We start from the raw sequence: 23,537 nt of genomic DNA on the forward strand, positions 1-23,537 counted from the left end.
TAACAGATTGAAAAACATACCCCCACCAACTAGCCTTCCTGACCTAAGAAAAAGGAATTTCCTGAAAAATAGCCAAATTAATCAGTATTTTTCTCAACTCCGATAGCCCCTTTTTCGCTGTCAAACATCCTCATCATGTGCGTAAGACTTCCACTTTCAACTCCTAACAGTCGTTCGACGTTAAAAATTAATGCTTGTATTCGACCGGCGAACGCTGCATTCGTCAAATTGACCATTGCATCATCAAAAACCGTATTGGTATATGCCACAACCATTTCCATACATTCATATGGATATGGCGTATTAAATAGTCCTTGCTCTATACCTTCACGAATAATCCCAGTTAATACGGGAGGAACCTCGTTAACTATAACTTGTTGTATTTTCTGATGCATAAGCGCATTCTGCGGCTTATGCATATGCTCGATTACTTCTTTGCCATTACCGTCACTTATATTCAATGCCATGACAACGCCGATAATACGCTCATAGACGGATATATTCTTATCTGCTGCAATCTTCTTGGCAGATTGTAAAATTTGCACCGTATAGCGTTCAATCAAAGCGTCCATAATATCCTCTTTCGACTTAAAGTGATAATACAGTGTACCCCGTGCAATACCTACTTTTTCTAAAATTTCGTTTGTACTTGTGCCATCGAAACCTTTTTGACCGAAAAGCTCATCAGCTACATCCAATATTTCGTTTCGACGCTCTTCCGCTCCTTTTCGCATTTCTTCCGCTCCTTACTGACCGACTGTCTGTCTATACTATTTTATGGTACAACTTTCCATTTTGTCAATAATATATACTAAATATTGTTTTCAAGAGGATAAAAAAATCACCTCACTTCTACGAACAGTTAGAGATGAGGTGATTGTTCAATTTTCCGTTATGTGAAAAATAAAATGAGTTCTATCAACTAAGTGCTCACTTGACTAAGCCGGTATTTAACCGTTGTTTAGCAATGACGCTCTTTAATACAAATGTTAGCACACAAGCAATGACTAAAAATACTGTAATCATTGCAATTACGCCTATCCAGCCGAAGTGCATCCAAAACACACCCCCTGCGGTTCCACCCACACTCGAGCCAAAATAATAGAAAAATAAATACAGTGATGATGCCTGTGCCTTATCATGAGTGGCACGTTTGCTTACCCAGCCACTCGCTATTGAATGGGCTGCAAAAAATCCAAATGTGAAAACTGTAATACCTAATATTTTTAACAAAAGAAGACTTTGTAATGTAATAATGGCTCCTGCAAGCATAATAGCAATTGCTAACAATAACATTTTCTGTCGCCCAAACCGATCGGCCAAACTGCCAAACCATGCCGAGCTAAATGTCCCTACTAAATAAATAACGAATATCCACCCGACAATTGTGGCACTTAAATTATATGGTGGTGCCATTAATTTAAAACCAATATAGTTGTAGAGCGTCACAAAGCTTCCCATTAACACAAAGCTGATGCCAAATAAACAAAGCATAGATGGGTCCTTTAAATGCTGAATAAGTGATTTTGTTAGCGCCTTTATTTGTAACGGTCGAGCCGTAAAATTTTTGGAATTCGGTAGCATCCATATAAATAACACACTAATCATCATACTAATTACACCAAGCACAATCATGCCAACTTGCCAGTTATACAAGTCTGTCAACGTACCTATAATGACACGACCACTTAGCCCCCCTACAGAATTGCCGCTGATGTAAAGCCCCATCGCAACACCTAAACTAGTCGGAGCAATTTCCTCACCTAAATAAGCCATAGCAATAGCTGGTAGCCCAGCAAACACAACACCTTGAATAACACGCAAAACTAATATAGTTTCAAAGTTTGGTGAAAAAGCTAGGGCTAGCGTTAAAGCCGATGCTGCAAATATAGATATTGTCATTAATGACTTTCTTCCCCAAGCTTCAGAAAACGAGCCGACAATTATCATACTAATCGATAATGCCAATGTAGTTACCGATAATGACAAACTCGCAACTGCTGGAGAGACATGAAACTCTTCTGCAAATGTCGGTAACAATGGCTGCGATACATATAAGTTCGCGAAGGTAATAAACCCTGCTAAAAATAAAGCCCAATTTGCTCTGTTAAATGCTTTCGTTCCCTTCTCTATATAGTCCATCTCTATCTCCTTCCAGTGATGAGTCCTATCTATCTATTATTCTAATACAACATTCTGTAAAAAACACTGGAAGGTTGTCAAAACTTAGACAAACTATATGAACTTTTCTTTTTGTTCCCACTATTTTTATTTGACATTTTCATAGAAAGCATAATTCTATGTCACTAATTCTTCAAATAATACCCATGCCATAGAAAAATATCTTTTTTCTGTTAAATGAATGTTTTTACTATTTTGAATTAGCAATTAGTATGCTACAGTGAAGGAATAATCTAGAAATCACTGTTTTTATAAAGACTTGGAGGTATCTCATGAAAATGATTGAAGCTTTGGCTCTATCAGCGCACTATATCCATCTTGCACTAAAAGAGGAAGCGATTGTAGCTGTCATTGAGAAGGAAAGTGAAACAGTTGTAAAATATTTAGCAGGCAAACGTGTTCACACAGGTTATGTGGATGGCCAAAAAGTGAATGCGAATGATCAAAATGTGTACATCGCCTTTGCTGGAAAAAATGCTGATGTCATCATTCCCGAGGACGTATACGGTATTGCCATCAATGCTTTTGCATTTCCGATTCGAGAAAATGGTAAAGTTATTGGAGCACTAGCCTTTGGATTACCGATTGATAATGAGCTCAAACTCGAACATTATATGAATACAATGGACAATATCGTAAATAATCTTCAAGATAAAGTACATACGATTGCCTCTCATTCAGAGGAGTTAGCAGCAACTAGTGAGGAAATTAACAAACAGGCGCAACACGCGCTTGAGGATTCCGAAAAAACAAATGATGTCACAGATTTAATAAAAAGTATTTCTCGTCAAACGAATTTACTTGGCTTAAACGCATCGATTGAAGCGGCTCGCGCAGGTCAACATGGAGCAGGATTTAATATCGTAGCACAGGAAGTTAGAAAACTTTCTTTTGAAACTTCTAGTGCAACGGAGAATATTGAAGCTTCTCTTCGCAATATTAATCGAAATCTTGATAATCTAAAGCAAAATATGGGACAAATCAATGATGCTACTAGTGAACAAGCACAGCTTGTACAAGACTTTAGTGAAATTATTGAAGAACTAACAACGCTAAGTCAAGAAATGAAAGGCTTTATGCATAATGCTTTGAAATAAAATATAGAATTGAGGCGGCAATAGTATGGAAATTATTATCGATCATGAATTAGCGTTACGAACAGTCACGTTAGAGGATGCAGAGGCAGTTTTTGCGCTAACAGATAATTCGAGAGAATATTTACGAGAATGGTTACCGTGGTTAGATTTCACAAAAGAGCTTGCGGATACAAAAAGCTATATAGAAGGCTGTATTGCTGGCTACGAAGCAAAAAGTAGCATGTCGCTAGCTATTATTTTCCGCGATAAAATTGTAGGAATCGCAGGCTTTAATACTATTAATTATACTAATAAAATTGCAGCAATCGGCTATTGGCTCGGTAAAGACGCTCAAGGGCATGGCATAATGACCAAAACGGTACAAGCATTATTACAATATGCGTTTGACGAACTACAACTAAATAAAGTGGAGATCCGTGTTGCTGTGGGCAATACAAAGAGCCGAGCTATCCCTGAACGACTTAATTTCACTACAGAAGGAACAATCCGTGCTGCAGAGTGGCTATACGACCACTATGTCGACCACGTCGTTTACGGCTTGCTTGCCAACGAGTGGAAATAAGTGGATACCGCTGCAATGTCATGAGATTTATCGCTAATAGTAACTCACTTTGCGCCACTAAATCTTAATCAATTGCCACACAAAGCTCTCCTTATCAATAAAAAGCTACCTAATACTTAAGTATTAGGTAGCTTTTTCTAGTATTTATTGTTCAACCATTTCTTTTTGTATTTCTGCAGTCGCAACAGGCTCTGGCTGTTTCACTAGCTCTGTCGCAATACGCTCAAGCTCTGGTCGCAATGTATGCTTACCAGCGTAGCTTTCGATTAATTCCTTCACATCAATGCCTGACGTTTCCTTTAATGTTTCCTGTAGTGTTGACATTAAGTTCGTGGCATAAGAAGTCACCTTATTGGCACCACTTCCGCCTTCTCCGCCACCAGTATCAACAACTGTAATTTTGTCGATATTGCCTAGTGGGCTCGCAAGCTCTTTCGCATATTCTGGCATCATGCGAACAACCATATCCAGGACAGCTGCTTGACCGTAGTACTCGAAGGCTTCTGCAATTTTACGTTTCGCTTCAGCTTCTGCAAGACCTCGTAGGCGAATAATATCAGCTTCTGTTTCACCTTGTGCACGCTCAGCATCCGCTTTCGCGATACCATCTAAACGAATCTTCTCCGCTTCTGCCTTTGCTAACGACTCAATACGATATTTCTCAGCATCTGCTTGTGCAAGCTCACGCATTTTTTCAGCTTCTGCATTTTGTTCTATAGCATAACGATCAGCGTCTGCCTTTTTCTTCACTTCTGAATCGTATTGCTTTTCACGACGTAAAATTTCTTTTTCTTCTAATTCAATTTGCTTTTGACGTTCGATAATGCGAATTTGCATTTCTTGTTCCGTTACTTCCTGTTTCGCACGTGCCGTTTCTAATTCATACGCTTGGTCTGCACGAGCTTTTGCAACATCTTGCTCACGACGGAATTCCGCCACTTTTAATTGATTTTCTTTCTCGGCTTCCGCAATTTCTGTTGCACGTTCAAGCTCAGCCTTTTGCGCTTCTTTCGATGCTTCTGCACGCTTAATACGCGTTTCTTTATCTGCTTCGGCAGTCGCAATATCTGCATCTCGTTTCACTTGTGCAATCCTTGGCTTACCAAGTGAATCAAGGTAGCCATTTTTATCACGTACATCTTTAATTGTAAAGGAAACAATGACAAGACCCATCTTCGCTAAATCTTGAGAAGCTACACGTTGTACTTCTTGCGAGAATTTATCACGGTTTTTATAAATTTCCTCAACCGTCATGGAGCCTAAAATAGAACGTAAGTGTCCTTCCAATACTTCACGAGCTTCCCCTTCACGTTCTGACTTTTGCTTGCCTAAAAACTGCTCAGCTGCAGTAGCGATTTCTGAAATCGAACCACCAATTTTAATAATAGCTGTACCATCTGCCATTACTGGAACGCCCTGTTCCGTATAAACTTCAGGTGTTGTAACTTCTAATTTACTTGATAGTAAGCTTAACGGTTGAGCTTGCTGGAAAATCGGGAAGACGAATGTACCGCCCCCACGGATAATTTTTATTCGATTTCCTGACTCATCTTTATGTACATTTTTTGAGCCAAGATAGCTACCTGTTACAATCAGTGCTTCATCAGGACCCGCTGTACGATACTTTGTTACATATAGTGCCACAAGAGCAATTAAAATAAATGCTACAATTCCTAGAACAATCAAAATCTCCATCGACATAATAGTATCTCTCCTTTAAATAAATTTTCTTTCATAGGCTTTCACAAAAAGAGTGCCTGCCCTCACTTCAACAACAAGAACTGTCGTTTCATAATCAATTACCTCATTGTCAAAGCCTGTTGCGCGCTTTGCAATCATACCGCTCGTAGTCTCAATGACAACTTCACCAAAACCATCAGACGGTATCGGTACAATAACCTTACCTAACTGACCTTCAAGTGATTCTTCTGTATAAGCTAATGAGACATCAGCAGATTTTAGTGGAACGAGAATAAATAAATAAAATAGGGCACTTAAAATAACTCCAATTACAGCAGCTACACCTATATTCCAAACGCTAGGGAAAAAGGCTAACTTTTCTAAAATAAATCCAGCTGCTGACATTAATGTAATGAAAGATAGAATGACACTTGGATTAAAAATCGGTAGACTCTCTCCTATGCCCTCGACAGCATCACCGAAAAACATAAACAAAACCGTTGCCAGTCCAGCGAAAATTAATACCACTAAATAAATTTGCTCCAATGTATAGCCAAATAGCGTCAAATAGATCACCCCTTTTCAACGTATTACCTACTATACGAATGCCCTAAGAAAAAGTTTCAAAATTTTTTAACAAATAAAAAAGATTTCTATGTAATGATCTTAATTTACGACAACTTGCTTGAATTAAAGACTATGTATCACCTTCTGAATTAGCTTTAAGGATATTGAATAATACGTACTTGCACATTATGTCTGCCGTATTTTGTTGCTACTTCTTCAGATTCTACTAGAATATCTAACTTATAACCTTTGATGGCTCCTCCTTTATCTGCTGAAATAGCTCTAAATGATTCATATGGTGTCTTTATTTCTACAATAGTTCCTAATGGAAGTACTGATGGATCCACCGCTACAATCCTTAACCCATTATAATAATTAGTTTCACGAACATTAATGCCCGTTACTGTAATGCCACTACACCCTTTGCAATCGGGACCATAATATGATGCATTAAATTTCATCCACTTTTTAGTGTTTTGTTTTTGTTTCTCTTGGTTGCTGATTGTTTGAACTTTCTCTTTAGAAGACGGATTCTTACTTTGTTCAACTAGCAAGATTTTTTCTTTTCTAATCATAGCTTCCTGTTTCAACCTCTGCTTTTCCTTTTCTATTTGTAATTTTTCTTGCCTTAAAGTTATTGCTTTACTATGAATCATTTTCATAGAGGTTTCTAACTTGATCTTTGGGGAATTTTGTAATAATTCTTCACCATTATGACTGCTTTTATGTAGTTTTTTATCTTCCAAGGTAAAATTCATTAAAATAAAAAGTAGTAATAATATAAACGTTATTTTATATACATTCATTAAAATACCTAGATTCTTCAACAGAAAAACCTCCGTAGAATCCAAACCTTTTCAATTAATTCATCTAATATGGTAGTTTTATTTCGCTTCTTATTATGTATTATATATATTAAGTCTTATGTATTAACTATTTTTGATTAAAATATTAATAGTCTTTAAAAATGCTTCTACAGTTTTAAGTGTTTCTATTTCTAAATGTTCCATTTCCGCTGAAATCATTAAATTTAATTTGCCCATTTCCTGGTATGCTAAAGCCATTGCATAACGATCAACTTTATTTCTATTTAAATTTCTATTGTTGGAAGCCTTCATTTTGCTCCTTCCCTTCACCTTGGCAGTAATTCAAATCATTCCACATATACCTGTTTTTCTATAAAATCAATTAGCTTATTCAGCCTTTCCAATGTTTTTTCTTTTTCTGACTGAATTTGTAATTGTTCTATGTGCTTTGTAATATCTACCAACTTTATTTGAAATGCTTGACTCTTATGCAAAAAGTCTTTCATATTATTGTCACTTTCAAACACTCTTCCTTGATTAATAGCACCAAAAATATAACCAAAATCTAACGTCAATTCTTTTAATAACTTATTTATCGTATCCATATAAACCCCAACCTTTGTCATTAGTATCACTTCTTTAATTTTAAATTATTTCATTTAACTAATTCCGTTATTTTAATAGATTCTATACTAAGCGCTATTAATTTATCTTCTCTAGTATAATATGTCCTGGATAGTAGCTATTTAAATATTCCTTTAGACTATGTAAACATGTAATACTATCATCAATAATCGACTTTCTTAAAAAGCCATTATATAAATAAATTATATTTTTAAGCTCCACGACACAAAATAAATTTTCTTGATTATCATCCAATTGAACTAAACTATCATATTGAATATCTATACTTTGTGATTGTTGATAGATAAATTTTGTATCATCAACATCTTTAATTAATTCTAGTTCATCCTCATTCCATGTATCCATTAGTATTAAACTCGATACAGAGCTATCCATACATTTACATTCTAAAATATTTCCCCCCTCATCGCTCAAAATAACATTTGTAATTCCACCGTTAAAGTCTTTCAATAACTCGTTTGAAATATTACTTTCATTAAAAAGAACTAACTCTAAAATAGCTGTTGTTTGTAAATCATTCATAATAAAACCTCCTAGTATTACACTAAACTAACATATTTTGCTCAACCATATTAGATTTGTTCTTATCTTATCACGAACAGATGTTCGTTTACAAGTTTATTTTAGAGAATTTTTACATTTTATCTAATGTTCAATTTAAAAATTGCGCCTAAAAGTTTTTGACTAGAGCATTAGTATTTATTGAGCTACCAATCGTTTAACCTAGTAAGCACAATCCACTAATAATTGTTTACTTAAAAATCTGCAATAAAAAAAACTGGTATTCACCAGTTCTATAGCTCAATATTAAAGTGTCCATAGTTTTTTTTCATAAAATCAAAATCTAATTTATGTTTAAGAACAGAATAACTTACATACTTGTTATCTTTGTTCGCAAAACCAGTATCATATTTAATTGCGACTTTATCAAGTAGTTCTTTATTTACTATTTTTATTTCATTATCTTTTATCATGTCCCATATATACCACATCATTCCTGAGATCTGTATTGTACTGGCAATTAAATTATTATTATCAAAAACTGTTTTTGCTAATTCCAATGCTCTATTCCCGAAGGAAGCTCTCAGTTGAATATCGTTACTATTTACATTTGCTTTTTTAAAGATATAGGTATTGTCAGAGAAGTATTTTTGGCCTTGTTTAGGGATTAAACTAGTCGACGATACTTTGTCCAGTTTTTCAAGCTTCCAATAAAGATCTTCTGTAATATTTATTTTTCTTCTATAGCCTTTACTCGTCAACTTAGCAAAATAATTTCCGTTTTCACTACTTAAATCCTCCATTTTTAAATTTAATATTTCGCTATACCCTTCTCCTTTTATTCCCTCAAATAAACATAATAAAAATACCGCATGTCTTTGATCGTCAAATAAACGCATATAAGTTAGTAATTGTTCTCTTGTGTATCTGACAATCGACGCTTTAAAAACAAATCTACTACAGTATTCCATATCAATGATGCTCGGTAACCTTTGTGAACGATTTTTAGTATGTCCGTTCATTATTGCCCAATCTATATATCTAGAAATAAAACCTATGGACGCACTTAACGGTTGTGGGCTAGGAGATTTCAAACTATAAAATAACTCTTCTAACTCTACTTTATTCATATCAAAAATATCTTTATTTTTTTGATTTTCAATTTGAGTCGCTTTATTGAAGAGTGAGAAATACGTAGTTAAACTATTATCCTTTATATCTAAAGATGTTAAATACCATTCCTTAATATCCTTATTAAATACATGATCTTTCAGCATCAGTTATACACCTCATTATTGAATTAAATTCTCAAATACTTTCTGAAGTTTTTTTCTATTTTGAACGCTTAGTCCCCCATATTGGAGAATGCCAAGCTCTTCCCATAACGGATTATGTATAGAGAAGTCTAGCTGATTTAAATAATTAGCCAAGCTTTCAAATGCGATATTTTTGGCATGCATTTGTGCAGCTAATTCAATATGTCCATTAAACATTCGATTTTTAAACATTAAAGAGCTTTTATCATTTAAATGCTCTTTATAATAAGCAAAAAGATACATCATATATTCATTAATTACTTTCGCTATCTTTACTACCTCTATACGACTTTCTAATTCAAAGCTATTATTGATTGCATTTGATAGCTCTGAAAAAGTAACTACCTCACCATATGAATATTTAATATTTGAATTAGAAGTGATTCTTCCCTTCAATTCCCCTTCCACCTTTAATTCAATCACGACTTCATCAGATAACTTATCCTTAGCCAATTCTTGCAATCTTGGTTTTGGAATCGGATTAGCTTTTGCCATATCTACTTGAACTCTTTTACATTGTGCTTCTGTCATATTTGAAATGATGACAATCATATTACCTTCTAGCTCAGTCTTTTTCATGTAGGCATTATAGATAGAGAAAGTTCGATGTGCACCATCTAAAACATCCAATATAGTTCCTTCTAACAATGTCAGTGTTTTTTCTTTTTCATCGTAAAATAATTCTAGTCCTTCATTTCCAGTACCAACTTTGGCATTATATCTCAAAGTAGAAGTAATCAAATCTCCATTTAATGTTTGTTTTTCAATCTCACGTAATGATTTCGGATTTAGATTCATCACTTCTATAATTTCGTTTTTTAACTTTTTCTTTTTTGCTTGCCGCTGGATATTGGGGTTATACATCGTAATACCACTCATCCATAGCTTACCGATAATTGCATTTGGAATAACTACAGTAAATTCGTTATGTCCTGTTTTTATTACATTTTCAAAAGAATAGGGTAACGTAATAATATCTTCATATGGAGATTCTCTTATATACAATCTTAATTCTTTGATTTCAGAAGGATTTAGCCATTCTTCAAGCCAATTACAATTATATTCTTCAAGTTTTAAATTAAATTGTTCACCTAATAATAATAACTCAAATAAATTTGCTTCACTTAGCACATCTACATCGTTAATCATTTCTAAAATATTTCCTATATTAATGTTATGTCTATTAAGTTGAATGGAAATTTCATCTAAAAATACATCATTTTGAACGATTAATGGAATTTTCGCTTTAATTTCTTCAACTAATAATTCGCGGGTTTTACCAATTTTCAAGCTTTACACTCCCTTGTTTTTCCATTAATTATCTAATTATTTCAATAGTACCATATGCGATATTAAAATGTAACTACAATAAATGAATTAATTAAATTTACAACCTTTTATTACCCTTAATAATTATTATTTGTATATCTCTATTATATAGGTAGAAACAATATAAAATTATATATTATAGGATTCTAATAAATTAATTAATTAAAAAAACGTTGAATTATTATTTACTGCTATTATAATATGAATAAGTGATATCTAATTTATTACATTAAAGGAGATGAAGGTATGGCCCACCAAACAGCTAAAGATACAAAATACAATCAGTTAGTATTATCAGATGAATCAGTAATTAAGGAATTATTGACGTTTAGGGGTTCGATAGATGATACGATGTTTAATGGAAATCAAGTAGGATGTACTTCGAGCACTTTAAAAATGAATACAGATGTTATCAGTTTATTCGCCGATTTAGATAAATTAATAAAAAAAAGTTTGGACGAAGAACAGATTGAATTACTTAAATACATAGCTAAAGACTTCTCTTATCATAAAATAGGACAGCTTTTAGAAATTCCTATTAAAACAGTTGGCCGAAGATTGAATACAATTTGTTCACGAATAAAACAAGAAAACGATCGACAATGGAGAAAAGTCGTATATACGCAAAAATTAAACTTAAAATCAAAACGATGTAGCAAATGCAAAGAAGTTCTTCCTGCTACGGATGAATTTTATAGTATAAACAACAGTAGCAAAGATTTATATCATTCACAGTGTAAAAAATGCAAAAAGTAATGCAAAATATATTTGGGCGAAAATAGTAGTTTTTAAGATACACTAGTCAACTTAATAAGTAGAAGGAGCAATCATATGAAACTACAATTACCTCACGCTAACGTAGAACTGAATTTAAATCTCCCGATAGAAGAAAGAGTTCAGTATGTAAGTTGTTTGTTAGAAAATGAAAAATTGGTTTATAAAGGGGAAGAAATCTCTTTAGAGTTATATTTTAGCCTCACAGCAAATACATACAATACGTTAATTCTGTTAGACATGATAGGCTATTATATAACTAAAGGATATTTTACGAAAGAGGAATTATTATTAGAAGAAGAAAATTTAATATTTATTAAAGAGACGAAAAAGCGCAATAAAAGGCGTAGAGAAATTGCCAAGTTATTTAAAGGTCAAATAGCGCAGCATCGTTTGCAAGATAATTACGTATTGTCTCATTATAAACAAAAAGAAATTAAAAAAGGATCAATTCGACATAATACATTTTCTAATACTTCTTATTTAGAAGCAATCACATTTGGAATCGAAGAAGCAGAGGAAGATTAAATCCGATAAATGAATTAATACAAAATACATAATGAAATTTTCAAATGTATCTATGCACTTGCATGGATACATCATGAAGGTTTCATATTAAAAAAGTTTATCACATTAGTACATATCGAAAAATTAGAAATTAACAATACATAGTAGGCGGTGTTAATTAAATGAAATAATATAAAATACAAATTGAAACCTTCGAAATAAACCCTCTTTAGGAAGTGAGGACAAAGGAGAATGAATATTGTAAATAATTTAACTAAGTTTTATCAACAATTGAAAAATGATGAAAAATTACTTCGTTTACTGTATTACTTACCAAAAGATTCATTAGACGACCCGCTTGATGAGTCAAAATTGGAAATCTCTCAATTACCTAATAAAGATTTAATTTTAAACAACATATTAGTTATTGGGGATAAAACAAGCGATTTAATAATAGATTCTGCGTTTTGTCGTATTTGTTTATATACTGGTCCACGAACACCTCAAAAACATTATCTCAAAACAACAAATCTTTTTACTGAAAACCCCTATTCTAGCACGCAGCAATATATTTTTGATATTTATACACCGAATACTATTAATAATGTAGATTTTCGACTTGATTGGCTCGGCGAATCCTTGAATGAAGCACTCTTTCAGGAAAATCTCATAGAGTTTAAAGAGTTAAGATTCCACAGTGGGATGCCGCTTTTAAATATGCCTGACGGTTTTGTAGGATATCGTTGGATTTTTACTATCCCTTCCAGCCAAAAAACACGAGGTTTAAAATGATGAGCATTTCAACAATAAAAGCATTTGGCAAGCCAACCCCCTATAAGGGACTCCATCTTCATCCTATCCGAATGGTAGATGCTGATGAATTTTATGATTGCGTGCAATGTTTACTCTTGCCTAAAAGCGACTTTCAAGAACCCGAAGTAATTAGAATGTCTTATTTCATGTTTCTCCTCGCCCTCTCCCAAAATAATGATGGTAAGGATTTAGTATCCAAGCTAATTGCTCTATATCGCTTAATCTTTAAAACAGAAAACATACAGTTAACCGTCAATGAAAAAGGCATGGCATTTATTATTGTCGACGGTATTTCATTACACGAACGTGATTTTGATAAAATCAAGACCATTATTAGCGAGCAAAACCTTATCGATTTAGATGATGAATTTATCGATCCAGGTACTAAAAAAGCGATTCAAGAGGCTCGAGCATTCATGGCAAAGAGGAAAACAAGACAAGCAGATATAGAACAGCAAATAGTAGCCTACCATTGTAAATCTGGGCTCCCCTACCACGAAATAAAAAACTTAACACTTTATCAATTTCATAAAGGGTTAATAAGAATGGATTATATGGTTAGTAGCGAAGCAATTTTAAATGCTCGTTATACAGGTATGGTTGAATTTAAAAATGAGCAAGACCTTCCTCATTGGTTAGGACATATAGAAGAACCGAAGAAAAATGAAGATGTCATTATGACAAAGACTGCATTCGATAAACAAATGAAACAGCTAGGACTTAATCCTAGTATAAATAAAAAACAATAATCTAAAAGGATGGTAATTTATTATGACACAACAAAATCAATTTTTAACTTCAGTAGCAAATGTACGTTTATTTGATCGTTTAACGGATGAATTAATTCTTAATGGGAAAACATTGTTAAATTCATCTATGACGCAAGCAATTCAAACACAAGCAATTCATGCAGGTAAAGGCTCTAAAAAAGTTTATGAGCTTAATTACCAAAAAGAATTAACATTCTCTATTGAAGACGCTGCATTCGATACTGCTTATATTGCTTTACAAAACGGGACAGAAATTAATCATCAATTAGCTGAATTCTATACTGATGAAATTATTCTACTTGATGAAAGTGGTAAAGGAACACTAGCTGACAAGCCTATTGGCAAAGTCCATGTGGAACAATTGAATGGGACATTCTCACAATACGCTCCTACGGGTAAAGATATTTCTGTTCCAGCTTTAGCTGGCAAAGAAGTGCAAGTTGTCTATGCAGTACAGGAAATGATGGATACGATTGAAATCTCTGCTGATTCATTCCCGAAAGCTGTGCGTATGGAGTTAAATGTTGATATTCGTTCGAATAATGGGAAAACAGGTGAAGTCATTATTGAAGTGCCTAACTTTAAACCAAATGGTGCAGTTGAAATTTCAATGACGCATGAAGGGGTAGCTTCTTCTTCCCTAGCAGGTAGCTCACTGGCTGATAAAAAAGGAAACTACGCATACATTAAACTTCGCAATTTAACGGACGAAAAAGTACAAGTAACAGCACTAGCTTCAAATCCTTCACGTCTAGTTCTTGATTCAACCGTTCCAGGAGATTCACAACAAATCACTGTACTAGGTATTCGTGGTCCTGGTTACAGTAACGTGCTGTTACAAAACAGTGATTTAACTTGGACTTCAAAAAATTCAACAATTGCAAGTGTTGATACAAATGGCATCGTAACTTTAGGCGCAAGTGCGGCAACGAATGATCAAACAATTATTGAAGTAACAGATGGTACATATCTTGAAGCAATTACTGTTGATGTAATTTAAGTGAATTAATAAAAAAAGGGTAGAGAATAGTTCTCTACCCTTTTATTTAAATGAAGGAGTCGAGAAAATGGCTAAACGTGAAACGAAACTGACACTCGCAGATATTCAAAAAAATGCTGATGAATTAAATAAAAAACAAAAGTTTTACATTGATAAAAATCTTGGGAAATTTATTTATTACTACCCAAAGTTCAGTAAACGTAAAAAAACAATGTTAATTAATGATTTAGCAAGTACATTTGAATATGCTCAACAAAAAAACTTAGATTTCTTTAAAAATGACCATGAGCTTCAACACTATATCCTCTTTTTAATTATCAAACATTTTACTGAACTAAAAGCTGAACTGAAAGATAAATCAATTGAAACTCATTTTGCTACTATGCATAATCTAGTAGAAATTGGCTGGTATGACCTATTCCTATTGGAAATGTTCTCAGTACAAGAAATCTCAAATGTTCTCGAAGAAATTAATAAGCAATTAAATATCAGTATTCAGTTTTTAGAACTTGAAAAACAATTGATGAGTAAATTAGAACCCAATGACAAAATTCAATGAATTTAAATAGTTAAAATTTTGAACTACTCCCCTACCTTTTTAGGTGGGTATTTGAACATTTTAGGATATTTATATATTCATAGAAAATTTGATAAAGGAAGAATGCAGCAACTTTTATAGGCGCTGTATTTTTCTGTTTATCTCATAATAGGAGGGAAAAACAATTGAGTACTAACGGTACACAATCAAATAAACCAATGGATTTATTAGTCGCACTAGGAGTCAATGACGAGGTTTCAAGAAAGAATATTAATACATACATTAAGAGATTAAAAAACATAAATACGCTTACGATAAACTTTGACGTAAAAGGTTTTAATACAACTTTATTTATGGAATATGAACAGCAAATTAATGCCCTTCAACAACATATAGATACGTTAAACGTACAACTGCAAAATGTTGGAGCTGGATCATCCCCTACCCTTTCACAATTCAATGAATTCAAACAACAAATAACCACAACAGTAAAATCGATAGACAAGTTAAATGAAGCTATTGATGATAGCAATGTAAATGTGAAATCATTTTATAAACGTTTAGCAAGCATTCCTACTGGTGACCTACAATCATTAGAACAACTACTAAAGCAACTTAAAAGAGAAGTAGAAAAGGTTAATTCCAACCAAATTCAATTAAACGGCTTACAAGAAACACAACAAAGTCTGCAAAATCTCGAAACAACGTTATCTAATTTTTATGCATTGTATAATGCCTATGCAAATAACACTGACTTCGAACTATTAGCTTCCCAAATCTCAGATTTAAATACACAGATCAATGACATACAATTCGGTGAAGGTTTCAATATCGCCGGCATTTCAGAAATCTCAAGCCAATTAGAAAACATTAATCAAGGTATTATGGGGTTTAGCAAAAATACGAAAGAAGCCTCACAAAGCTCTACTTCTCTTGGTGATACATTCTTAAAAGCTATAGATACGACTAGTACACTGAAAGGGATCTTTGAAAGTACGGAGAGAAGTGTAGGCACATTTGGAAAAACACTTTTATCAGCAACAGGTATCGGTTTAGGTTTTATGGCGGTAGATTTTGTTATAGGAAAAATTAGTGAGAGTATTGCAAAGGCCAAGCAAAAGGCAGAAGACTTAAAGGTAGCACAAGAGGAAATTTTGAATTCCTATACTGAACATTCCACTGAAATAGATGGTCTGGTATCAAGATACGATCAGTTAGAGGATGCTATGGCATTGGGAAATACAGATACATCCGTACTTGCCGAATATCGAGATATTTCTAATCAACTTGCAGAATTTTTACCCAATTTAGTTAATGGTGAGGATGAATTTGGCAATAAAATCGTTGGGTCCTCAGAAGCCTTAAAAGTAAAAATTGGTCTTCTTAAAGAACAACAAGTAATTGCCGCACAGCTAGCTGAACAAGATGCCCATGATGAACGTGATGACAATATTAAAATACGTAAGAAAACCATTTCTAAACTTGAGTCAAAACAAAAAAATTTAGCGGAAGATGCTACTATTACCCTTTCCCATACTACAAATTTAAACCCTAATTTATATGAAAAAGTTAACTTTAGGGATAGTAAAGGAAAACCTGCACTTAAAACAACAGAGGATTATGATAAAAAAATAAAAGATTTGACAAAGCTTCAATTAGATGCTGAGAATAATGGCGATAGTCAGCTAGCAGCTTACTATCAGAAATTAAACATTCAAGTAAAACACTTTAAAGAAGAAATTGTTAAGAACGAAAGAGAACTTAATCGGGAAGTTTTAGCACAAAAATCAGATTATATTGCTACTATTGCCCAAACCATAAGTGAAAACGATAAATTAACGGAAAGTGCAAAAAACAATGCAGAAGGTTTTGCAGCACAACTAATCGCTGCCACAGATACAAGTAATTTAAATACTTTACAAGATTCTTTAACAACCTTATTTTCTAACACAAATGCTAATTCATTCATAACCGATATAACAAGCGCCTTCCAAAACATGGAGAATGCGACTACTGAAACTTTTGATGCTATGGCTAATGAAACTAAAGATAAGATATCTGCTATTAAAGGTGAATTGTCTAATTTAGGGTTAAGTGAAGAAGAAATTGGTAGTATTATGGATTCTTTAAATCAGCAATTCAAAGAAACTACTAAAACTCAAAAAGAACTATCAATTGAAATGAAGTTAAATAACTTAACATTTGGGCAGGCTAAAGAAAAAGTATTAGGCTATAAGGACGAAGTAGATAACCTTATTAGTACTTCTGAGCAACTAGTGGGTGTATCACAAAATAAAGTAAATAATACTTCGGATTTATTATTCCAATATGAAATGTTAACTAATCAATTGAAGGAACATACTGAAGAAGAACTAAGAAATCTTAGCCAAAAGAGTAATTTAACAGCTGAAGAACAACAACTTGTAAATACATTAAACTCAAGAGATATGATTATGAATAGCTTGAACAAACTTTATCCTACTCTTCTTGATCAAGATGGTAAAGCAATAGTCTTAAACCAAGAAAAAATTAAAGCTATTCAGGAAGAAAATCATGCAAACGACACACTATTAAAGGCATACAAACTAGCTCGAGATGGAAAATTAACTATTGAACAACAAATGACATTAGATTCTGCAAATGCCATTAAAAAGCGAATAGAACTAAAACAAACAGAAATACAGTCACTCATGACATTAAATCTGGCTTTACAAAGCGTAATCGATAATCAAAATAAGGGAACTATGATGACTAATGATGAAGCACTTGGAGCAATGAGAGCTTCAATGATTCAAGCAGCCAATAATGAGAAAATAGTTAATGGTAATAGTGAGTTAAATAATTTAAATAAACAATTGAATAATAATATAGCAACAATTGATAATTTTATTTCAACAAATAATTCCTCAATAAAATCATCAAATGCTGTCAACAATAAAACAAAAGAATCCATCTATATTACAGATACATATAAACAGTCACTAGAAAATTTAAATCTTGAAATTGAAAAGCAAGTAAAACTTCAATCTACCCTACCGAAGCATTCTGAAGAATATCGAAAATCATTAGAACAGCAATTAAAACTAGAAAAAGATAAATTATCGATTATAGAAAAACAAGCTAACTCTATTCAATCCCAAGTCTCTTCATCAAAAATCAATAAAACCGGGATGATTACAAGCAATGAATCGACGTCAAGTACTGCCAAAAAAATAAGTGGATGGTCGGGTAAAATTACAAGTACCTATGGAGGACGTCTAGATCCAATTACTGGTCAACCAGATAAACATTTAGGTATAGATATTTCAGCTAAAAAAGGGACAAGATTAGAGGCAAACGTATCTGGTACAGTCGTAAAAGCAGGTAATGCAGTAAAAAATAAAGAACATGAATCATATGGAAATATTGTAGTCATTAGAGACGATTCGGGTATTGAACACCTTTATGCTCATTTAGATAAAACGGTAGCAAAGGTTGGAGAATACATTCAAGCAGGAACTTATATTGGTGACACTGGAAAAGAAGGGCGGACAACTGGTCCCCACCTTCATTATGAAGCGCGTAAAAACGGTCAACAGATTGATCCAACAGCTTATTATAATAATGCAAACTCAGGCACTATACCGGATTCTTCTAACGTTGTTGCAACTGGACAACAAGCTATAGATCAAGCAAAATCTGAACTAATCAATTTGCAAATGGATATTTTAAATCAAAAAGAAGCCATTGCCAAATTAGAAAAAGAAATTATTGATGCGTACTTACTTCCGTTTGAATATAAGAAATCAAATTATGATAAATTTCTAGAAAATAGCGCTAATCGCTTAAAGAAATATAAAGAATCATCAAAGGAATACCGCAATGAATTAGACAAGCAAGCACAAGCCTTAATTGAAAAAAAGAAAATTAATGTTGCTGAAATTGAGCAATTAAAACAATTTATTAATAGTGGCCAACTATCAGCCGCTGTCGTTGCAGAGTATACTGAAAAACTACATGAATTAGGTAAAATTAATAGCGAAATTGATTTTGCAATTGTTGATGTTGATACCTCGAAATTAGAATCGTATGTAAGTCTTGTTAATGATTTAATCAATTCCTTTGAAGATAAACGTAAAACGAAAGATTCCTCCCTTGATTACGAGTATTTGGTTTTAAATGAACTCGATACTGCTTCCCTCAAATATCAACAATCACTTGAAAATATTAATAAAACAATGCGTGAAAAGCAAAATATTAATCGTCAAGAATTAAGTGATATTCAAAATTTAATGAATAAGGGACAAATATTTGGCGAGGCATTAACGACAGCAAATGACAGAGCCACCGACTTAAAAAAGGATATCAAACAACTCCAGCTTGATATTCAAGATAATAATTATGAAATCATTGTCAATATTAAAACCCAATCAGATGTAGCTATTGCTGATATGCAATTTGAGAAAGACAGAGCAGAAGGAATTCGCAAAATGTATGAAGAAGGATCTGCTGACTATGCCAAATATACTGATATCATGCTTAAGCAGCAAGAAAAGATTGCAGAGAAACATTTAGAAACAAGCAATAAGTTAGCTGAAGAATTGAAACAGAAAGATATAACCATTGAAAAATCCAAACAAATTGAAGACCTATTAAAAGCGGAAACTTTAGCTTATATAAATGCCACACTTGCTGTAAAAGATTATACAAAACAGCTTGAAGAAGCAAATAAATCCAAGTTAGAAAAAATTGCAAATGATTTAATTTCTGCATATAAAGATTATGTTCAAGAACGTAGAGATGAACATATGAAATTAATTGAAGATGAAATCAATCAAGAAAATAATAAACATGAGAAAATCATGAATAATCTTCAAGATGAAATGGATTTATTTCGAAAGAATGTAGAGGATAAATTAAAACTTCTAGATAGACAAGAATCTGAACGTGATTATGAAATGGAAATTGGCGATATGGAAAAAGAAAGAAATAATGTCCAAAGTCAATATAATCTATTACTACTTGATAACTCACATGAAGCAAAATCTAAGCGAAAAAAACTGCAAGAGCAATTAGATGAACTTGATAAACAAATTGCCGAACGTAGACACGATCGAGAAATTGAATTACGTAAAGAGTCTTTAAATGATGCGCTTGAAACAAAAGAAGAAGAAATAGACGAAAAAACCAAGCTTCAAGAGAAAGAACATGAAAATGTCATCAATAATATTAACCGTGAAAAAGAATATTGGGAAAAACATTATAATGATTTACTTAATGATGAACGAAAGTTTGCACAGTTAAGAAAAGACATTATGGCAGAAAACTTTGATAAAATTACTGCGGATTTTCAAGGATATATTAATGAAATGAAATTAACGATGCCAGGATTAGCAGATACAATGAATGGCACGATGAATGCAGTCGGTACTTCTATTCGTCAAAATGTTATAGACCAACTACAAGAAGCATTAAATTTAATTAATAAATTTAATGCTTCCCAAATTGAATCAAATGTTCCACCAGAAGGCTATAATCCTGATATTGATAAAAACTATGGCAATGGCACATCATCAAAAGGGAATTTATCAGAAGCAAACCTCAAAGTTTTACTAGGAAAATTTTTAACTGATAATGTTGCGAATATGTTGACAGGCGCTGCAAAGGAACAAGCTCATTATAAAGGTAATATTTATGGAGAAGCAGGTCATAACCAAGGAGCTACTATTTCTAAAAATACTAGTTTTGACTCAGCAATATCAGGGCTAACTAATGCGGAGATGGAAACTTTAAAAGCATATTTTAAAGAACAATCTAATATAAGCGGCGGCGCATACAATGAATACTTTAATCAGTTTTTAAATGGTGGAGCTATAGGTGGCAATTCTGAAAACTCTTATAACAATGCTTCTAAATATGGTATTGGTACTTCACTTAGCGTAGGCGATTCTAGAGTGTTAACTGCTAAATACTTTAAAGATGTATTAGTCAACCAAATTAGTGACCCTGTACAGCAACAAATATTGCGCAATACAGCTGATAAAATGGCTAAAGCTGGTAGAGATCAAGGCTCCAAAATCCAAACAAATGCAGGTTACAGAGAGATATCCAATACTTTAAATACAACGCAAAAATCCCAATTAAAAAGTATGATGCAAAATTACATAGAATTTATTCAAAACCCTAAATTACAAGATTATTTTCGAAGTCATATAGCATCATTGGATTCTGGCGGCTACATGAATTGGTCTGGTAGTGGTATTGATGGAAAAGGTGGTAAAGCCATTATCGCACATCCGAATGAAATTATGTTAGATTCGGCAGATACTAAAAGTTTGTTTAACTCCATTAATGTCATGGATAAAATTTTTAGCACCCTATCCCCTCTGCCCGAATCATCCATGTTAAAAACTTATCTTTCTGAAGGGACTACATATGGCAATATAAACATCGAATTCAATATCGATAAAATGAATGGGGATATGAATGATCTCAATAAGTTTAGCAAAATGATTAATGACAACTTACTACGTAAGAAAGGAATGAGAACTTAGTGTTAGAATCAATTCATTTTATGTATGATAATATTTCGTCAAAAGATATGGGTGTTTATATTGGATGGTCTTCAGGTAATCTATTCGAAGAGAATTTTTTACCACAACGACGTATTATCGAAAAGAAAATCGCTAATAATGAAACACCTTACTTTCAGAGAGTGGAACATGATCCACTCTCTTTTAAATTGTCTTTTTATCTTGATGATTGGGTAAATGAGCATGACTTAAGAAAAATTGCTCGTTGGCTCTTTCAGCCCTATTATAAACCACTAGTGTTTGATCATAATCCTAATCGAGTGATGTATGCACTTGTAGAAGGAGATTCTAGATTAATCCATAATGGACTCAAACAAGGTTATGTCGAGTTAACAATCCGGTGCGACTCACCTTACAGCTATTCGCATGAACAAATAGTAGATAAAATCGAGTTCAGAAAATCGAATAAGGGCTATTTATTACAGGATGACATTACTACATTTGCGGAAGGACAGTGTCATAATATGAAAATTACTTCAAATGGATTAACTATTGATGAACTAACGAATACATGGGGCATCTTGTATGCCAATACTTTAAAATGGAGTGACATTTAACATGGAAACTACAACTAAATTAGACTTAAAAATTGTAACTGAAGCTACCTTTGAACAGGATGATATTAAAGAGACCATTATTAACTATGGTGGAAATTTTACAAAGCTTGAACAATACTTAAAATCATCTACACAATCTATTGAGGATTTAAATGAAAATATTTTCTATTCAATCGGTCATGTAATATGGAATAAAACACCTGCAATCGGTAGCCATATTGGGTGGGTTGCAACAAGAGAAGGCATCCATGCAAAATCGAGGAAAACGAATAAGGATTATATTGTTGGCGAGTTAATAAAAGCTGTACCTGACAATGGTGGTTTATATGAATGTGTAGTGGATGGCAGAAGTTCAACTACCTCCCCTACTTTTCTTACTGGATTAAACCAAGAGTTCTATGATACAAACGGCATCAATTGGCGCAGGGAATATAACTATGAAGTGGCCGATATTGTTTACCCTACAAATGGTAGCAAACAATACTACTACATTTGCGAAACAGCAGGATTATCTTCAACAGTTGAACCTGAATGGGCTTCAATTCAAAATGGGGTCACTTCCATTGATGGCTCTGTCGTTTGGCGTAAAGCTAAAACAATTAAATGGAAACGGATCGGCAGCAGTTGTGAATTTAGACCGTTTGGCAAAATAGAATAGAGGTGCTTACATGAAAAAATGGAGTTCAATTTTAAACGTAAAGGGCTCTTATATCTCTAAAATTCATCCAATTACAAATAACGCCCAAAAATATTTTACTACGATTGCCGCAAATATTTTAAATGTCCATGCACAACAAGTCGAATTTTATTATTCAGTTTCATACGATGCAGTCAATTGGACAAAATGGCAGCCATTAAATTTATATAGTACAGATTTAGTAGATCAATACGGACTTCAAGGTTTGGCATTTCGCTATAAAATTGTTATGAGTGCTACGCAAGAATATCAAAAGCCGTATATTCAGGCATTTTCTATTAATTTTGACCCATGTGCCGTTGTAGAAAACTTAGGTGATTTTAATATTAAGCCTAAGCTTTGGATTACAAAAACAAACGGTAATGGATCAATCGAAATCATAAATACGATGACAAATCAAAAAATGCAATTAGAAAATCTAATCGATAATGAAGAAGTTTATATTCATTGTCAGAAAGAAGAAATCGTGTCAGATAGACAAAATTCAGGTGTCTATCGCTATGATGATCATAATGATGAATTTTTAGAATTACTAGTCGGAAACAACTACATTCAAGCAAACGGTGATTTTGATATGCGTATTAGGTATCAGCATCAATTTATTCAACAATAATTTCAGTGAAAG

Annotated in this window: 22 protein-coding genes; 12 read left to right on the forward strand and 10 right to left on the reverse strand. The window is 33.1% G+C overall.

Going from position 1 to position 23,537, the window contains the following annotated elements; all coding sequences use genetic code 11:
• Positions 1-77 precede the first annotated feature (77 nt).
• Positions 78-734: a TetR/AcrR family transcriptional regulator gene (locus ACIP9C_RS02560; protein WP_401008331.1), complete on the reverse strand. Its 657-nt coding sequence runs from the start codon at positions 732-734 to the stop codon at positions 78-80.
• Positions 735-930: 196 nt separating this feature from the next.
• Positions 931-2,142, reverse strand: coding sequence for an MFS transporter (locus ACIP9C_RS02565; RefSeq protein ID WP_401008333.1), 1,212 nt, complete (start codon positions 2,140-2,142; stop codon positions 931-933).
• Between the two features lie 311 nt (positions 2,143-2,453).
• Between ACIP9C_RS02565 and ACIP9C_RS02570 the strand changes: the two genes are divergently transcribed.
• A complete protein-coding gene (locus ACIP9C_RS02570) occupies positions 2,454-3,278 on the forward strand; it encodes a methyl-accepting chemotaxis protein (RefSeq protein WP_401008335.1) in 825 nt (274 codons plus the stop codon).
• A 25-nt stretch (positions 3,279-3,303) separates the two neighbouring features.
• Positions 3,304-3,840 carry a GNAT family N-acetyltransferase gene (locus ACIP9C_RS02575; RefSeq protein WP_401008336.1) on the forward strand — a complete coding sequence of 179 codons (537 nt, stop codon included), beginning with the start codon at positions 3,304-3,306 and terminating at the stop codon, positions 3,838-3,840.
• 144 nt (positions 3,841-3,984) lie between these two features.
• On the opposite strand, the gene ACIP9C_RS02580 is transcribed toward ACIP9C_RS02575, so the two are convergent.
• From ACIP9C_RS02580 to ACIP9C_RS02615, 8 genes are all read right to left on the reverse strand, one after another.
• On the reverse strand, positions 3,985-5,541 hold the full coding sequence (locus tag ACIP9C_RS02580; protein ID WP_401008338.1) for a flotillin lipid rafts scaffold protein FloT: 1,557 nt from the start codon (positions 5,539-5,541) through the stop codon (positions 3,985-3,987).
• 15 nt (positions 5,542-5,556) lie between these two features.
• Positions 5,557-6,087: an NfeD family protein gene (locus ACIP9C_RS02585; RefSeq protein WP_401008339.1), complete on the reverse strand. Its 531-nt coding sequence runs from the start codon at positions 6,085-6,087 to the stop codon at positions 5,557-5,559.
• A 155-nt stretch (positions 6,088-6,242) separates the two neighbouring features.
• A complete protein-coding gene (locus tag ACIP9C_RS02590) occupies positions 6,243-6,914 on the reverse strand; it encodes a 3D domain-containing protein (protein WP_401008341.1) in 672 nt (223 codons plus the stop codon).
• Between the two features lie 102 nt (positions 6,915-7,016).
• Positions 7,017-7,205, reverse strand: coding sequence for a hypothetical protein (locus ACIP9C_RS02595; RefSeq protein WP_401008343.1), 189 nt, complete (start codon positions 7,203-7,205; stop codon positions 7,017-7,019).
• A 35-nt stretch (positions 7,206-7,240) separates the two neighbouring features.
• On the reverse strand, positions 7,241-7,519 hold the full coding sequence (locus tag ACIP9C_RS02600) for a hypothetical protein (RefSeq protein ID WP_340825254.1): 279 nt from the start codon (positions 7,517-7,519) through the stop codon (positions 7,241-7,243).
• Between the two features lie 76 nt (positions 7,520-7,595).
• The gene (locus ACIP9C_RS02605; RefSeq protein ID WP_401008345.1) at positions 7,596-8,060 is read right to left on the reverse strand and encodes a hypothetical protein; all 465 of its coding nucleotides are present in this window, start codon (positions 8,058-8,060) and stop codon (positions 7,596-7,598) included.
• Between the two features lie 272 nt (positions 8,061-8,332).
• Positions 8,333-9,316, reverse strand: a complete 984-nt coding sequence (locus ACIP9C_RS02610; RefSeq protein ID WP_401008347.1) for a phage lytic cycle repressor MrpR family protein — start codon at positions 9,314-9,316, stop codon at positions 8,333-8,335.
• Between the two features lie 15 nt (positions 9,317-9,331).
• On the reverse strand, positions 9,332-10,645 hold the full coding sequence (locus tag ACIP9C_RS02615) for a ParB N-terminal domain-containing protein (protein WP_340825257.1): 1,314 nt from the start codon (positions 10,643-10,645) through the stop codon (positions 9,332-9,334).
• A gap of 285 nt (positions 10,646-10,930) precedes the next feature.
• Here ACIP9C_RS02615 and ACIP9C_RS02620 point away from each other — a divergent pair, with 285 nt between their 5' ends.
• The 10 genes from ACIP9C_RS02620 (at position 10,931) to ACIP9C_RS02665 (ending at position 23,525) form a co-directional block, all read left to right on the forward strand.
• Positions 10,931-11,440, forward strand: a complete 510-nt coding sequence (locus tag ACIP9C_RS02620) for a hypothetical protein (protein ID WP_401008349.1) — start codon at positions 10,931-10,933, stop codon at positions 11,438-11,440.
• 75 nt (positions 11,441-11,515) lie between these two features.
• Positions 11,516-11,986 (forward strand): hypothetical protein, encoded by a 471-nt coding sequence (locus ACIP9C_RS02625; RefSeq protein ID WP_401008351.1) that lies wholly within the window; start codon positions 11,516-11,518, stop codon positions 11,984-11,986.
• Positions 11,987-12,217: 231 nt separating this feature from the next.
• Entirely contained in the window at positions 12,218-12,757 is a 540-nt protein-coding gene (locus ACIP9C_RS02630; RefSeq protein WP_401008353.1) for a hypothetical protein, read from the forward strand.
• Positions 12,757-13,527: a hypothetical protein gene (locus ACIP9C_RS02635; protein ID WP_401008355.1), complete on the forward strand. Its 771-nt coding sequence runs from the start codon at positions 12,757-12,759 to the stop codon at positions 13,525-13,527. Before ACIP9C_RS02630 ends, ACIP9C_RS02635 begins: the two co-directional genes overlap by 1 nt.
• Positions 13,528-13,549: 22 nt before the next feature.
• Positions 13,550-14,548 (forward strand): hypothetical protein, encoded by a 999-nt coding sequence (locus ACIP9C_RS02640; RefSeq protein ID WP_401008357.1) that lies wholly within the window; start codon positions 13,550-13,552, stop codon positions 14,546-14,548.
• Positions 14,549-14,615: 67 nt separating this feature from the next.
• On the forward strand, positions 14,616-15,107 hold the full coding sequence (locus ACIP9C_RS02645; RefSeq protein ID WP_401008359.1) for a hypothetical protein: 492 nt from the start codon (positions 14,616-14,618) through the stop codon (positions 15,105-15,107).
• 164 nt (positions 15,108-15,271) lie between these two features.
• Positions 15,272-21,619: a peptidoglycan DD-metalloendopeptidase family protein gene (locus ACIP9C_RS02650; protein ID WP_401008361.1), complete on the forward strand. Its 6,348-nt coding sequence runs from the start codon at positions 15,272-15,274 to the stop codon at positions 21,617-21,619.
• Positions 21,619-22,215, forward strand: a complete 597-nt coding sequence (locus tag ACIP9C_RS02655) for a distal tail protein Dit (protein ID WP_401008362.1) — start codon at positions 21,619-21,621, stop codon at positions 22,213-22,215. The genes ACIP9C_RS02650 and ACIP9C_RS02655 overlap by 1 nt, the downstream gene beginning before the upstream one ends.
• A 1-nt stretch (position 22,216) precedes the next feature.
• A complete protein-coding gene (locus tag ACIP9C_RS02660) occupies positions 22,217-22,873 on the forward strand; it encodes a hypothetical protein (RefSeq protein WP_401008364.1) in 657 nt (218 codons plus the stop codon).
• A 10-nt stretch (positions 22,874-22,883) separates the two neighbouring features.
• The gene (locus ACIP9C_RS02665) at positions 22,884-23,525 is read left to right on the forward strand and encodes a hypothetical protein (protein WP_401008366.1); all 642 of its coding nucleotides are present in this window, start codon (positions 22,884-22,886) and stop codon (positions 23,523-23,525) included.
• Positions 23,526-23,537 lie beyond the last annotated feature (12 nt).

The organism is Lysinibacillus sp. NPDC093210 (assembly GCF_044753985.1).
Taxonomy (GTDB): Bacteria; Bacillota; Bacilli; order Bacillales_A; family Planococcaceae; genus Lysinibacillus.

Bases quoted from the DNA above. Each gene is read 5' to 3' on its own strand.
- ACIP9C_RS02560 (WP_401008331.1), bottom strand. From the start codon at position 734: ATGCGAAAAGGAGCGGAAGAGCGTCGAAACGAAATATTGGATGTAGCT.
- ACIP9C_RS02565 (WP_401008333.1), bottom strand. From the start codon at position 2,142: ATGGACTATATAGAGAAGGGAACGAAAGCATTTAACAGAGCAAATTGG.
- ACIP9C_RS02570 (WP_401008335.1), top strand. From the start codon at position 2,454: ATGAAAATGATTGAAGCTTTGGCTCTATCAGCGCACTATATCCATCTT.
- ACIP9C_RS02575 (WP_401008336.1), top strand. From the start codon at position 3,304: ATGGAAATTATTATCGATCATGAATTAGCGTTACGAACAGTCACGTTA.
- ACIP9C_RS02580 (WP_401008338.1), bottom strand. From the start codon at position 5,541: ATGTCGATGGAGATTTTGATTGTTCTAGGAATTGTAGCATTTATTTTA.
- ACIP9C_RS02595 (WP_401008343.1), bottom strand. From the start codon at position 7,205: ATGAAGGCTTCCAACAATAGAAATTTAAATAGAAATAAAGTTGATCGT.
- ACIP9C_RS02600 (WP_340825254.1), bottom strand. From the start codon at position 7,519: ATGACAAAGGTTGGGGTTTATATGGATACGATAAATAAGTTATTAAAA.
- ACIP9C_RS02605 (WP_401008345.1), bottom strand. From the start codon at position 8,060: ATGAATGATTTACAAACAACAGCTATTTTAGAGTTAGTTCTTTTTAAT.
- ACIP9C_RS02610 (WP_401008347.1), bottom strand. From the start codon at position 9,316: ATGCTGAAAGATCATGTATTTAATAAGGATATTAAGGAATGGTATTTA.
- ACIP9C_RS02620 (WP_401008349.1), top strand. From the start codon at position 10,931: ATGGCCCACCAAACAGCTAAAGATACAAAATACAATCAGTTAGTATTA.
- ACIP9C_RS02625 (WP_401008351.1), top strand. From the start codon at position 11,516: ATGAAACTACAATTACCTCACGCTAACGTAGAACTGAATTTAAATCTC.
- ACIP9C_RS02630 (WP_401008353.1), top strand. From the start codon at position 12,218: ATGAATATTGTAAATAATTTAACTAAGTTTTATCAACAATTGAAAAAT.
- ACIP9C_RS02635 (WP_401008355.1), top strand. From the start codon at position 12,757: ATGAGCATTTCAACAATAAAAGCATTTGGCAAGCCAACCCCCTATAAG.
- ACIP9C_RS02640 (WP_401008357.1), top strand. From the start codon at position 13,550: ATGACACAACAAAATCAATTTTTAACTTCAGTAGCAAATGTACGTTTA.
- ACIP9C_RS02645 (WP_401008359.1), top strand. From the start codon at position 14,616: ATGGCTAAACGTGAAACGAAACTGACACTCGCAGATATTCAAAAAAAT.
- ACIP9C_RS02660 (WP_401008364.1), top strand. From the start codon at position 22,217: ATGGAAACTACAACTAAATTAGACTTAAAAATTGTAACTGAAGCTACC.
- ACIP9C_RS02665 (WP_401008366.1), top strand. From the start codon at position 22,884: ATGAAAAAATGGAGTTCAATTTTAAACGTAAAGGGCTCTTATATCTCT.